A 13,242-nucleotide genomic window follows, 5' to 3' on the forward strand; every position below is an offset into this window, starting at 1 on the left:
CAGCTCAAACTTACTTCCTGTTGTCCCTGATTCGATTCGCCGTTCTGGCGGGATAAATTTACTTTTGCATTTACCGGCTTAATTTTAATAATCATCAGACTGATTTAATGATTTTATATGAGTGAACTGAAAGTCCTGAATTCATATACAAGGCAAAAAGAGGTATTTACACCAATAACCCCTGGCCATGTGGGCCTGTACGTGTGCGGCCCCACTGTAAGCGGGGAAAGCCATCTCGGCCATGCGCGGCCGTATGTGACTTTCGACGTCATTTACCGGTACCTGATGCATCTTGGTTATAAGGTACGGTATGTTCGCAATATTACCGATGCCGGCCATTTTGAAGAAGAAGGACGCGAAGCAGAAGACAAGATCTCGAAGAAAGCCGTGCTCGAAAAGCTGGAACCCATGGAGTTGGTTACAAAATACACCAACCTTTTTCATTGGGGTATGAAGCAGCTCAACAACCTTGACCCCAGCATTGAGCCTACCGCTACCGGCCATATTGTAGAGCAGATAGAAATGATAAAAAAGATCATGGAGGAAGGCTATGCCTATGAGGTGAACGGTTCGGTGTATTTTGATGTGAAAAAATATGCAGAGCATTATCCCTATGGCAAGCTCAGTGGCCGGGTAATGGAAGACCTGTTAGAGACAACCCGCGAACTGGAAGGGCAGGAAGAAAAGCATAACAAACAGGATTTCGCCTTGTGGAAGGCGGCAGCGCCCGAACACATCATGCGTTGGGCAAGCCCCTGGGGTGTAGGATTTCCCGGCTGGCATATCGAGTGCTCGGCCATGAGCAGCAAATACCTCGGTTCCGAATTTGATATTCATGGCGGAGGTATGGACCTTCAGTTCCCACACCATGAAAGCGAAATTGCTCAAAGCACTATCTGCAATAAACATGTGCCCGCCCGTTACTGGATCCATAACAACATGATCACCATTAACGGCCGTAAAATGGGTAAGGCCTATAACAATGTGATCAAGCTAACAGAACTGTTCAGTGGCCAGCATCCCTTGCTTGAAAAGGCGTACAGTGGCCAAACCATTCGCTTTTTTATACTGCAAACCCATTACCGCAGCACGCTCGATTTCAGCAACGAAGCGTTGCAGGCTTCAGAAAAAGGATTGAAACGCCTGTGGGAAGCGTATGAGGCATTAGGTAAGTTTGAAGTGAGTGAATTGAAATCAACACCCGGTGATGCCGGGCTCGATGAAAAGATAAAGAAGTTGTTGTTGGAGTTGGACGAGTTCATGAATGATGACTTTAACACCGCCAAGGTGCTGGCCAATATGTTTGAGCTGGTGCCGGTGATCAACTCCATAAAGGATAAACATATTGCACCCAATGCCCTGAGCGCCGATACCATGCAATTACTGCAGCAGTATTTTAAAACCTATATGGAAGATATTCTCGGGTTTAAAGGCGATATAGAAAAGGAAGATGGAAAGCTGGAAGGCGTGATCGGGCTGCTGATAGAAATACGGAAAGAAGCGAAGGTGAGAAAGGATTATGCTACCTCCGACAAGATCCGCCAGCAGTTGCAACAGCTGGGCATTTTGATAAAAGATGAAAAGGATGGCGGCATGAGTTATTCGTTTGCGTAGAAAGCGGAATGCTTAAGGCAGCATTCGAAAGACAGAACGAAGCATATTTAAAAGCGCATTACTATAACCGGTGATGCGCTTTTTTAACGCGCATACAGTTGCTTTCCCTGAAGTTTGTTGTATAGTTTTAAGCTTTCGGCCTTAAGCGTTCAGCTGCCGGCTTGCTCTTATCATTTCTCTTTTTCCCGGTGGGCCAGGGATTTTTTCTACCTGAAACCCGGCCGATAGCATGGCGCGGCGTACATCACCCTTACTGCAATAGGTCACCAAAATACCATCAGGCGCCAGCATTTGCAGTAATTGTTTGAACACTGCTGAGGTCCATAATTCAGGTTGCGCATTCGGGGCAAACGCATCGTAATAAATGACGTTAACCGGTTCGCTCGCAGCATACTCAGTAAGAAAGGCATTCACTTTTTTAAAAGAAAAGAAAGGGGAAATAAGCTCAGGTTTATTCCATCCGCAGGTATGAAGCGATTCAAATACAGGTTTCCAGAAAGACTGTTGCAGGGTATCGCAATAATTCAATCGTTGAACCATTGACTCTTCCAGTGGATACGCCTCTACCGTTTCATATTGTATATTCCGTTGTAACCGTTCCGCTTCCAGTAAGGTGAGCAGCGCATTGAGCCCGGTTCCAAACCCCATTTCAAAAACCACACAGCGGCTGGCAGTGGCATGTTGCTGTAACCAGTAATGCAATCCGGCTTCAATGAATACGTGCAACGATTCCCTTATGGCGCCATGTACCGAGTGATAAGATACCTCCCATTCCGGAATGGACACGGAATGCGAACCATCTTTTGTAACGATCAAATTTCGTTGCATAGAAACAAAATTAACGGGTAAATTGCAAAGAAAGCAGGAAATCGTAACCACTAAAGCAACCTTCGCAATACCTTGCCCCCAAATACCATTTGACGATGGAACACACCTTACACCTTTGCAAAGACAAAAAAATAAAAAAGCTGGTTGAGCAGAACGGCATTTTCACGCTCAAAAAGCAGAAGAATGTATGCACGTATCTCTGCGCTTCTATCATGAGCCAGCAGCTATCGACCAAAGTCGCTGATGTTATTTATCAGCGGTTCCTGAATTTGTACGAAGGAAAAGGGCCCTCGCCCGAACAAATAATAGCCACTGCGCCTGAAACGTTACGGTCCATCGGTTTATCGAATGCCAAAGTGAGCTATGTACAGAATGTAGCGCGCTTTGCCCTGGAGCAGGGTATGGACCACCGCAAGCTGCACAAAATGGAAAATGAAGAAGTGATCGAATACCTCACACAAATAAAAGGTGTTGGCCGCTGGACGGTTGAAATGCTGCTGATGTTTGCGCTGGCCCGCCCCGATGTATTTGCCCTTGATGACCTGGGTATTCAAAATGCCATGATCGGTTTGTACAAACTCGACCGTACCGATAAAAAGCAATTCAAAGAAGAGATGCTGCGCATTTCAAAAAAATGGAGCCCGTATAGAACCTATGCCTGCATGTATTTGTGGCGATGGAAAGATAATCCGCCACCATTGAAGTGATTGCTGATTGCGGGATTTCGTGATTTAGGGATTTAAAAAAAATCGCATGACTTCAGGGTAATAACGAAATTCCCAATCCCAAAATCTAGAAATCTCAAAATCTCGAAATCAGAAATCTTCCAAATTGCTTCCTGGTCTATCCTGAACGCACATTGATCCTGCTAAAACAAGCGTTGAACCGGTATTCCCGCTTTGTTATTGGATTGTAAAAGGCGCATTTGACACCCCCGCCTTTTAAACCTTTTGCGCGAACTGGCTTCCCATGCAAAAATCATATGCGTAAAGGAATATTATTAGGGCTCATACTGATGGCTTGCGCCTATGCCGGCAATGCCCAGTATGGTGGCGGCGGCTGGGGCCGTAACAGGCAATATCGCCGTGACCGTATGGAGGAATACCAGAATTTTAAACCCACGCTGGATGTTTCTATCGGCTATGGGTTTCCCAATCTCGACAAATACCTGCTCACCGATTTTTATAACTATTATCACGGCAGCACTACCCAAACCGGCCCCATCATTGCCAATATTGATTATCATTTTACTCCCCGTATGGCCATTGGCGTAATGGTGAATTATGGCAAGGTGAGCCGGCCGTATTACAATGACAACAGTGGCGAACAAAGCTTTACCGGCAGTTTAACCAATACGGCGGTGTTGTTGAGTTTTACCCGCTATATGGGCATGTCGCAAAAGATAATGCCTTATACGCGAACGGCCATTGGTATCAATACCGGACAGGCGAAATACCTGAACTCAGACGGATCGAAGGCGGCAGATGGTGATGATGGCACTTCGCTGGCTTACCAGGTAGGACTTGGCTGCCAGTTCAATGTTACCAAACATGGCGGATTTTTTGTAGAAGCCGGTTATGGAAAATACATTATATCAGGTGGATTGAAGATGAGCTTTTAATACAACTTTATTGGGTCCTCGCGTATTGAGGACCCAATAAGTTGCTGCTTATTCCAGCACCGCACTCACTTCCTCAACGCGTTCTTTTAATTCCTTGATGGTCATGTTGTACAGTACGCTGTGGCGGTTGTTTACCCGCTGCACCAGGTGCACATGCGCAATGAAATTTTGCACGATCGCTATTTTATCACTGGGGGTTACCACCAGCAATTGCAGGTGAAGCTGTTTACACAATTCCATGAGGTAGGTGGCTTTTTCTTCGTCCTGGTTGCTGAAGCTTTCATCCACCGCAATAAAGCGCAGGCTGCGGCTGTTCTTCCCTTCGCGCGTAATACCGAACTGGTATGCAATGGCGCTACAAAGAATGGTGTAGGTTAACTGTGCTTTTTCACCACCCGATAATTGCCCCATTTGCCGGTAGGTTTTCTTGAGTTCATCGGTATTGCGGAATTTTTCATCGGCCCAAAACTCGAACCAGTTACGCACATCCATTACCTTGTTGCGGTAGCTTTCGTTTTTATCCAGCTCATCGATGAGTGGTTGTACTTTCTGGGTAAAATGTTTCGACTTCTCTTCAAATGTGCTTTGTTGCCAGTTGGCGGCTTGTGGTAAGGCGTCGAGTAACCGGCCACGGAATTCTTTTATATCGGTTCCCGAAGGTACGGGGCGTTTACCCAATTGAATATACGTATCGGGGAGGCGGTTGAAGTTAATGCCACCCAGCGATTGGTTCAGGCGCTGTACGCTGTTGTTGATATCACGCTCCCATTTTTCCATTTCCTCATTCAGTCCGCCGATCTTGTACGTGATGGTATCGTTGATGTAGCTCTCGAAATCGCGTTTGTATTTGGGGAGGTTTTCATGCACCAGCTTAGCCAGCCAGTCGATGTATTCATTGGCATAGGCCGCGTCTTCGGGCAGGTGTTGCACATCGCCATCCCACTCGGGCGAGAATTTGGTTTTTAATTCGGTGGAAGGGTTCTTGATCCGGTTAATGCATTTGTTCAACTGGTTTTCCTCGCGGTGCAGCTCATCTTTCTGCTTTTCGTGCAAACGTGTATTGGTTTGCTTCAGGCCCTCATACACTTCATCAATATTCTGCAGGGTGATCTCCGATAACAAAGCAGCCTGTTGTTGCTGAAATTGCAGTAACCCGTCTTTATCGCCTTCGCTGATGTGTTGCAATAAAGGCTGTAAGGCTTCCTGTTGCTGCTGATATTGCTGCATGCGGTCTTTCAGGCGGGTTTCTTCAATCAGCAGTTGACCCCGTTGTTCTTCCGCTTCGTCTTTCTTTTGTTGAATATCCAACAGCTGCGCTTTCAGGTTGTCCAGTTCTTTATTGGCTTTGCGCAAGCCGTTTATCTGTTCCTGTATTTTATGAATGTTGCGTTGAATGCCGGCAATATCGAGAATGGCAAAACCCTTGTGTTCGCGAAGGCGGGTAATGGCATAGAATTGCTTTTGCAGCCGTTCATCTTTGTGTTTGCATTTCTCCAACGTTTCACCGGCTTTCACTGCCTGGTCGGCCGCCTGGTTCCGCTTCTTTATCAGGAATTCCTTTTTCTTTTCATTGTTCCAGCCCATTACATACTTGGAAGGATCATTTTTGCCCGACCGGTCGTCTTTCTCGTGCCGCGATTTGTTTTTGATCAGTCCGTTCAGGGTAATGGCCTTGTCGTAGCGGTCGAGGGTTTTTTCATCATTGATACAAACATGATCAAAGAAGGTGATGACCTGTTGTTCAACCCACTGGCTTAATTTATTATCAGGGTGGAATTCCAGCTTTTCAACAACGGTATCGGGCTCGGGATTTTGCATGAGCGGGTTATCCATCACATGCTCATACACCAGCCGAATGCCCAGGTGGTTGTTGTTAACATACCTGTTTACTTTTTTATAGTATTTATCGGGTACCAGCAATCGCAATGCAAAGGCGCGTAACAGTTTTTCGAGCGTGGGCTGCCATTCCATACAATCGGTTCGCACCTGCATCAGCTCCCCGCAATAAGGAAGATCATTTTGATCAATGTTGAGGGCGTCGCACAACTGCTTTCGCACCGCGATGAGGTTGCCCGGAATATTGTTTTTGCTATGTATGAGGTTATTCAGCTCCTCTTCCACTTTCTTTTTCTCTGCCTCCCATTTCTCTTTGTTGCGTTTGGCGCCGTATTCATCTTCTTCATTGATGCGTTGCTTGGTGTCCAGCTCCAGGTTTTTGCGGTTGGCCTCTTTTAGTATGCGGTGATAACTGGCTTCATCGGTCGGCTGTTTTTCTTCTATATGCAACTCCGTGCACCAGTTGGTGAATAAGGCGAGGTTCTCCGTGGCTTCGTGCTTTTCAATTTCCAGTTCCTGCGCGTCTTTTTCGAGCTGTTGCATGCGCTGGCCGGCTTTGTTCTGATCTATCTGGTTCTTTATTACGCGCTCTTCTTCCTGCAGCTGATCGTAGGTTAATTTTACAACCTGTTGTTTTTGCTGCGTGTCTGTAATGGTGGCGTCGCTTTCTGCAATGGCCTGGTGCAGCAGTTCATTACGCGTGTAGCTGTTCCAGATGCGGGCGGTTTGCAACAGTTGTTCGGTTACATCAATATCCTTTTTTAAAGTGTTATAGGCATTGAAGTGTTGCTCTATGGGTTGCAATAATTTTATCTGTTCTTCCGCTTTTTCAATATTGCGGCGGGCATCCAGCAGGGTGGCAAGGTGCTTTTTGAGGTCCTGGAACGATTCCTCCATATTCCGCGGTTCCAACATATGAGTGCGAATGAACTCATCGAGGTTACCCAGTACTTTAATACCAACTGTTTGGTTGAACAACTGCAAGGCCTGTACGCTTTGCATTCCCAGCACATGCACCAGTTGCTGGGCATATTTACTGGCGGCATCGAACCATTCTATTTGTTTGCGGGGGCCTTTATTATACCGCTGATCGAGCGATTTCTTCCAGTGGCCGTTCAGGTCGAACGGTTTAAAATCCTCATCAATGCGCAGGGGTTTATGGGCAATGCCAAAAAGCCTTTTCATATCGCCGCCGGTGAAGTACCGCACCTGGAAAAGCGTAACGGTTTGCTCGGCTTCATTGGCAAAATGGGCCAGCAGAATGCTGTAGGCCTCCTCTTTATTTTCGCGCAGGTACAGGGTCTTGAGCGAACCAGTGCTTTCGCTGTTCATTGAACCGTAGCCGCCCATTACATAGGTTTCTTCGGTACGGTCGCCTTTCTTTTCACTACCACTACTCTGGTTATAAAAGCGGTATCGCTTTTCGGGAACAATGAGGGTAAGCAACGCATCCACAAAAGTGGTTTTACCGCTTCCGTTGGCGCCGGTAAGCAAACTGGTTTCACCCATGGGCCTTATGCTGTGCACCACATCATCAAAGGTACCCCAGTTGAAGATCTCCATGTATTGTAACCGGAAACCGCTCTTTTGACTATCAGTACTAAAAACGCTTAACTGCATAATGATAAATGATCAGTTTTTTTGTAAGGTTTACTCTTCTGCCTTGTTCTCTACACTCTCTTCTTTTACCCGTACCAGTTGTTGGTAAAAATGGTCGAGCTCTTCGCTGCTGACCTTGGCCTTGATGATCTTCCTGATGCGGAATTTTTGTTCATCGGCCAGGTCATTATGCTCTGTTTTATCGAGGAAACCATTTTCTTCGGCCTTGTCAATCAACCGGTCTATTTCTTTCAGGAACTTAACCCGGCTGGCATTTTCTTTAAAGAACAACTCGGCATACTCTTTTATTTCACGGCGTTTTTTTATGAGCTCGCGGTTGGTGGCTTCACCTACTTCAAACTCGGCCATCATTTCGCGCAAAAGCACCAACATTACACTTTCTTCATATGTGAGCGATCTTCTTTGTATCCAGCTTACCGGGTTCTCGTCTTCTTCAAACGGGTAATGCTTTATGTAAGCATAGCCATCCTGTTCATCGAGTACAAGGGCTAATCCCAGTTGAAGCAGAAAGCTGGTTAGCTCCACCTTGTACTGGATCAATTTTTCCCAGGTGCTTTTCTCAACATATTCAACGGGTCCTTTCAGCAGTTTTATAAATACAGATGTATAGGGTAATATTCTTTGCTGGGCGCTCATATTAGTTATTTGCTAAATAATAAATAAGGAACTTCTACAAATTTGGTGGCGGCTTCATTTAACGGAATATGCTCACTGGTATTATGGATCACCTGAACCCGGCTTGCTTTATCGCGTAAAAAGCTAAAATAGCTTACGATCTCGGCAATACCGTTCTCGAGCGGTTGTTGTTCAAGCACTTCTTTCAGGGTGGCAGTTTGTTTTTCTTTCAGGGCGTGCTCTACTTTTTGCCACAACCTCTTTTTATCAATGTGGGTGGTGTTTACAATGCGGCTGAACCGTTCGGGATCGGTGATCTTTTCACTGGCTGCTGAAGGTTGTTTTACTGCTACAGCCGTTTTCTTTTGCTCAAACAGCAGCCGCCGTTCCATCAGCATTCTTATTTCAACGCCTTCATCCAGCGAAATACCGGCATTCACTTCTTCATCCATAAGGTCGAAGATCAGTTCTTTGATATTGCCGATCTGCTGGCGCAGGCGCTTATGGCGGGCGATTTCTTTTTCAGAAATAATACGGCTAAGCTTTTCGGCCATTTTATCATTGGCGTCGTAAACGGTTTTACCCTGTTCTAACAACAGCGATTTTATGTTTTGCAGGAACTGATCATCAGCTTCAATACCGCGGTCTTTCAACAGTTCCAGCAATTGTTCGGTCAGTTCTTTCCAGTCATGCTGACCGGCGCGGGAGATCAGGAAGTCCCAGAAGGCATAAAAGCTTTTACCCTGGTTGCTGTTACGCAGGGCATCATACGCAGCAAAGGCAAAGCCAACGATGGCGCCTTTGTTCTGTTCGGCCTTGGTATGCTGTTCAACAATGGCGCGGTGAATTTGCTTGAAGTTATCTTCCACTTCCCTGAAATCGTTGATGAGCTCGTAGCTTAGGCGGGTAAAAAGTTCAAGCCGTTCCTGAACCTGTGCATTGCTGTAGTTATCGGGAGCCACGCCCAGTTCAATGGCTTTGATCTCTTTATCAATTTCGGCCCGGCGGTCTTTCAGCATTTGCAGGCGGCGGGGCCGGTCGTCTTCCGTTTTTTCAACAATATCCTGCAGCGAGTTGAACAATAGCTTGAACCGGCTTTCGGTTCCAACATGATTACGCGCCTGCAGGGAAATGAGCCATTGAAATACTTTTTCGGTATGTGCGCTCAACTGGTATTGAATATTGCCTTCAGCATCCTGCAGGTCCTGCAAAATTCTTTTTTGCACCCAGTTTAAAATGTATTTGCGGCTGCGGGTTTCTTCATCTTCCCCGAAAACAATTTTGGCTTCTTCAAAATCCTCGGTCCCGTCTTCCTGGTGCGACAGGGTTTCTGTTAATAATTGTATTAATGTGTCTTCGGGAATAACAAAACGGTTCTCTTCCTTGAAAACCTGATATAAAAATGGTAAATACCAACGGGCGCTCCGTGAACGGAGCATTAGTACGGCGGGACTGGCAGTCAATAAATACAAAAGTTCTTCCTGTTTCATGTTCACAGCTCCTGTTGAGTGTTTTCAGGTTAATACAACCATCTAAAATAGGGCAATTATTCAAATTCCGCCGGGCAATATCTCCCCGTATGTGTATAAATTCTTTCACTTATTTTACCCACTTACATGAGGGTGTGTCATTGTGACTTTCTTTCGCCAACGGATCGAATAGCAATTGTTATATTCACCTTTAATTAGAATAACATATTAAAAATAACCAGGCTTGGTTTTATTAAATGATTTTCTCTATCTTACCTCACTCTAATTTGTAGCTTATCCATGCGCCTTGTTAAACAAAGTATTCTGTATTTTAAGGAAGGGAATTCCGATAAAGTCTATGAGATCGACCTTTGCGATGTAGGGAATGATAAATATGTGGTGAATTTCAGGTATGGTCGCAGGTATGCAAAATTAAAAGAGGGCAGCAAAACGCCGGTGCCCGTTTCCCTGCCCGATGCAGAAAAGATCTTCGATGAAATAGAGAGCGAAAAAATTTCAAAAGGTTATACAGCTTCCGAAAGCGGTGTTTCTTCCATTCCCAAAGCCGGAACATTCAAGCTGGCTAATGAAACTACTACCATTGGCACCAACTGGATGTCAATGCCGCCGGGGCGTACCAAAGGTATTCTGCAGCGATTATACAATGCCGTACAGGGTATTACCACTTCATACAAAACCAGCTGGAAGCTTTCCCGCATCATTTGGAAAGCCGGTGAATATAAAATACCCGAAGCGGCGCAATACATTATCAAATTATATAACAACGGCGATGCGGTGCACCAATACAGTTGTACCTGGGCATTGGCGCGTTGTGGTACCGAAGCAGCCATCCCCGCATTACAGCAGATCTTCAACGAGCATTCATCACCGGTGATCAGCCGCATAGCGGGCGCAGGGTTGTTTTCTCTTTTGAGTGGAAAAGCAAAAGAAGATCATCTTGCCTGGTATATAAATTCTTTACCCGAACCTATAAAAGGCGCATTAAACTCCGGAAAAGAACTGGAGGGCTTATTGCTGGAAAGGATCGCCCAGCACCAACCGCAATACAACTGGTTGGAGAACCTTTATTTAATATCGCTTGAACAGGAATTTTTTTATCCCCTTGTAAAGCGGATATTATTACAGGTACCTTTAAAACCAAATTATTTCAAACATATACGCGCGGTATTCAAACTGGCCGAACTGCTGGATGATTTTGAGACCACCAGCCTGTTGACCTTGCGGTTTGAGCGTGAACCGGAATTCTTCAGGCATCTGATGCCCGTCAACAACCGGGTAAGTAAGAGTTATGTGGCCCAGGTGAAGGAATATGTTAACCCCCATATTGAACTGAGTAAGAAGAGCAGCCGGCTGGCCTATTCACAAAAAACAAGGCTGTATTTGCGCCAGCGCGTAAACCGGCGATTGCAAATGTATGGCCAAATTGATAGCCTCGATTATGTGAAGCTGGCAACCGGTATCCTGATCGCTTATAATAGAGAACTTGATTTTAAAGAAGCCTACACTACCTCCGATTACAGATGGAATGGCCGCAACTATGCCCGCACGGAAATACGGTATCCGCAAAATGCGCACGCTGTTTTCCTGCATCGCATATTAAGTGGCGAACACCCCGAACTGTTATTGATCGGTAATAAGGTATGGCGGCTAAAAACAGAACAGGAATTATTAGCCAGCCAGCCCAAACCACAGCAACCCGCTGCCAGTAACAAAAAAGAAGAAGGCGGACTGTTGCGAAAGATCTCGGGTATTTTTGGTAAGAAGAAAGAAGGCCAACCCCTTCCACAAAAAGCAGGCGAACAGCAGGTCGCCGCCGTCAATGAAAATGGAACCCCGTTCCTGCATTTATGGAACAAGCTGCCGCAGGCATATGTTCAATTGCTGATGGAAGCAGCGCTGGATGAGATCCATGAATTTGCACAGGGCGGATTGATCGCGCATCCTGCCTGGAACGAGATCAAAGAAAAGCTGAATAAGTATGATTGTATAAACTTATTGCAGTCGCCATTCGATATACCGGCTGCTTTTGGCTTGCGATTAACGGCAGAAAAATTCGCCGGCATACAGGCCGACCCCGAGGTGGTGATCGCTCTGCTTAACTCCCGCAATACCGATGCCCGTAACAAGGGAAAGGAATGGACTATCACTTATCAGCAATACTATCTGAAGCAGAGTGATTTTATCAAAGACCTCATCTTTGTGGCCGATGCCGATATCTCGAACTGGGCAAATGAACTCATTAAAAGTGGCAATCTCAATGCAGAGATAAAAACAGTGGCCGCAGGCAAAGCTGTTGCGAAGATGATGGACTACAGGGCCATGAGCAGCGAGAATGAACAGATCATCAATCGCGCTTCAATTACCCTGTTAACATTATTTGAGAATGAACTGCAACATATATCGCTTTCAATAATAAGCGATCTGCTGCAACATGAGGTGCCACCGGTACTGTTGTTCGGATTGCAGTTATTAAAGAAACAACAACTTGATCTGAAGGAGTTGAACCGCTCGCTGTTGTTTGGTTTGTTGCAACACAGCTACGCTCCGGTTCGCGAAATGGGATTGTCATTACTGAATGAACTGCCCGAAGAAATATTATTACAATATACAGACGAGATCATAGTTTCCTGTACTTCCTCCTTTTCTGATGTGCGACGGGGAATGGCGCCGGTAATAGCCCGCATGGCGAAAAAAGACCGCTCCTTTGGCGAAAAGGCAGCCGATCTGTTGATGCCCTACCTGTTGAGAAAAGAAACCAGCGAAGGCGCGCATGACGACATCAGCAACCTGTTATGCAATGAACTGAGCGATTACCTGCAGAACGCTAATAAAGAAACGGCGCTGAATTTATTGTACGGCAATTATGCCGCGGCACAAAATGTAGGTATTGTTATTCTTGAAAAATATACCGACCCGGCCCAATTGACCATTGCCCAGGTAATTGCATTGGGCGGCCACGAAAACCTTAACGTACGGTCATGGTGCTGGAAATTCTTTAAAGAGCAGGTATCGCGCGTTAAATTCGAAAAGGATGCGGCAGTTAAATTGCTCGACAGCAAGTGGGCCGATACGCGGCAGTTTGCCATGCAATACTTCAGGGAACAGTTCACCGCAGATGACTGGACGCCCGAGGCGCTTATTTCGCTGGCCGATTCAGTTAAACCCGATATTGAGGCCTATGGCCGCGAGCTCATCACCCGTTTCTTTGTGAGTGAACGCGGCACTACTTACCTGTTGAAACTGAGCCAGCACCCCAGCGAACGTATGCAGTTATTCGCGACTAATTACCTGGAACGCTTTGCTGCCGATGATGTGGAGAAAATACAAACGCTGGAATTTTATTTCCGTTCCGTATTAACGCGGGTAAATAAAAGCCGCATTGCCAAAAACCGCATCTACCATTTCCTGTTAACCGAAGGCCGCAAATCGGAAGCTGCCGCCAAAGCGATCGGCGCCATTTTATCGGATGTGAGTGCCATTGCAGCCATTGGCGATAAGGCAAAATGTATTGAAGTACTGTTGCAATTGAAGTCGTTGTATGAGGTGGAAAGCCCGCTGGTGGTGAAAGAAATTGAAACGAGGGCATGAACCGGTGACAACTAAAAAAATCTGATCCTT

General features: G+C 46.0%; 8 protein-coding genes. 4 read left to right on the forward strand and 4 right to left on the reverse strand.

Going from position 1 to position 13,242, the window contains the following annotated elements; genetic code table 11:
- Positions 1-117 precede the first annotated feature (117 nt).
- Positions 118-1,614: a cysteine--tRNA ligase gene (gene cysS, locus A3860_RS05855; RefSeq protein ID WP_081145618.1), complete on the forward strand. Its 1,497-nt coding sequence runs from the start codon at positions 118-120 to the stop codon at positions 1,612-1,614.
- A 141-nt stretch (positions 1,615-1,755) separates the two neighbouring features.
- On the opposite strand, the gene mnmD is transcribed toward cysS, so the two are convergent.
- Complete coding sequence (mnmD, locus tag A3860_RS05860) at positions 1,756-2,442, reverse strand: tRNA (5-methylaminomethyl-2-thiouridine)(34)-methyltransferase MnmD (RefSeq protein ID WP_081145619.1); 687 nt, start codon at positions 2,440-2,442, stop codon at positions 1,756-1,758.
- A gap of 95 nt (positions 2,443-2,537) precedes the next feature.
- Here mnmD and A3860_RS05865 point away from each other — a divergent pair, with 95 nt between their 5' ends.
- Both A3860_RS05865 and A3860_RS05870 read left to right on the forward strand, forming a co-directional pair.
- The gene (locus A3860_RS05865) at positions 2,538-3,149 is read left to right on the forward strand and encodes a DNA-3-methyladenine glycosylase family protein (RefSeq protein WP_081145620.1); all 612 of its coding nucleotides are present in this window, start codon (positions 2,538-2,540) and stop codon (positions 3,147-3,149) included.
- Between the two features lie 275 nt (positions 3,150-3,424).
- Positions 3,425-4,063, forward strand: a complete 639-nt coding sequence (locus A3860_RS05870) for a hypothetical protein (RefSeq protein ID WP_081145621.1) — start codon at positions 3,425-3,427, stop codon at positions 4,061-4,063.
- Between the two features lie 48 nt (positions 4,064-4,111).
- Here A3860_RS05870 and A3860_RS05875 read toward each other — a convergent pair whose 3' ends face one another.
- From A3860_RS05875 to A3860_RS05885, 3 genes are read right to left on the reverse strand one after another with little or no spacing between them, the layout of a single operon-like run.
- Positions 4,112-7,519: an ATP-binding protein gene (locus A3860_RS05875; protein WP_081145622.1), complete on the reverse strand. Its 3,408-nt coding sequence runs from the start codon at positions 7,517-7,519 to the stop codon at positions 4,112-4,114.
- A gap of 30 nt (positions 7,520-7,549) precedes the next feature.
- On the reverse strand, positions 7,550-8,155 hold the full coding sequence (locus A3860_RS05880; RefSeq protein WP_081145623.1) for a DUF4194 domain-containing protein: 606 nt from the start codon (positions 8,153-8,155) through the stop codon (positions 7,550-7,552).
- 5 nt (positions 8,156-8,160) lie between these two features.
- Positions 8,161-9,624 carry a DUF3375 domain-containing protein gene (locus A3860_RS05885; protein WP_081145624.1) on the reverse strand — a complete coding sequence of 488 codons (1,464 nt, stop codon included), beginning with the start codon at positions 9,622-9,624 and terminating at the stop codon, positions 8,161-8,163.
- Positions 9,625-9,903: 279 nt separating this feature from the next.
- Here A3860_RS05885 and A3860_RS05890 point away from each other — a divergent pair, with 279 nt between their 5' ends.
- Entirely contained in the window at positions 9,904-13,212 is a 3,309-nt protein-coding gene (locus A3860_RS05890) for a hypothetical protein (RefSeq protein WP_081145625.1), read from the forward strand.
- Positions 13,213-13,242 lie beyond the last annotated feature (30 nt).

Origin of the sequence: Niastella vici, assembly GCF_002077945.1 — a bacterium.
In the GTDB taxonomy this organism is placed as follows: domain Bacteria; phylum Bacteroidota; class Bacteroidia; order Chitinophagales; family Chitinophagaceae; genus Niastella; species Niastella vici.

What these genes read in the sequence shown, in the direction of transcription:
- cysS (WP_081145618.1), top strand. Translation starts at nt 118, where the DNA reads ATGAGTGAACTGAAAGTCCTGAATTCATATACAAGGCAAAAAGAGGTA.
- mnmD (WP_081145619.1), bottom strand. Translation starts at nt 2,442, where the DNA reads ATGCAACGAAATTTGATCGTTACAAAAGATGGTTCGCATTCCGTGTCC.
- A3860_RS05865 (WP_081145620.1), top strand. Translation starts at nt 2,538, where the DNA reads ATGGAACACACCTTACACCTTTGCAAAGACAAAAAAATAAAAAAGCTG.
- A3860_RS05870 (WP_081145621.1), top strand. Translation starts at nt 3,425, where the DNA reads ATGCGTAAAGGAATATTATTAGGGCTCATACTGATGGCTTGCGCCTAT.
- A3860_RS05875 (WP_081145622.1), bottom strand. Translation starts at nt 7,519, where the DNA reads ATGCAGTTAAGCGTTTTTAGTACTGATAGTCAAAAGAGCGGTTTCCGG.
- A3860_RS05880 (WP_081145623.1), bottom strand. Translation starts at nt 8,155, where the DNA reads ATGAGCGCCCAGCAAAGAATATTACCCTATACATCTGTATTTATAAAA.
- A3860_RS05885 (WP_081145624.1), bottom strand. Translation starts at nt 9,624, where the DNA reads ATGAAACAGGAAGAACTTTTGTATTTATTGACTGCCAGTCCCGCCGTA.
- A3860_RS05890 (WP_081145625.1), top strand. Translation starts at nt 9,904, where the DNA reads ATGCGCCTTGTTAAACAAAGTATTCTGTATTTTAAGGAAGGGAATTCC.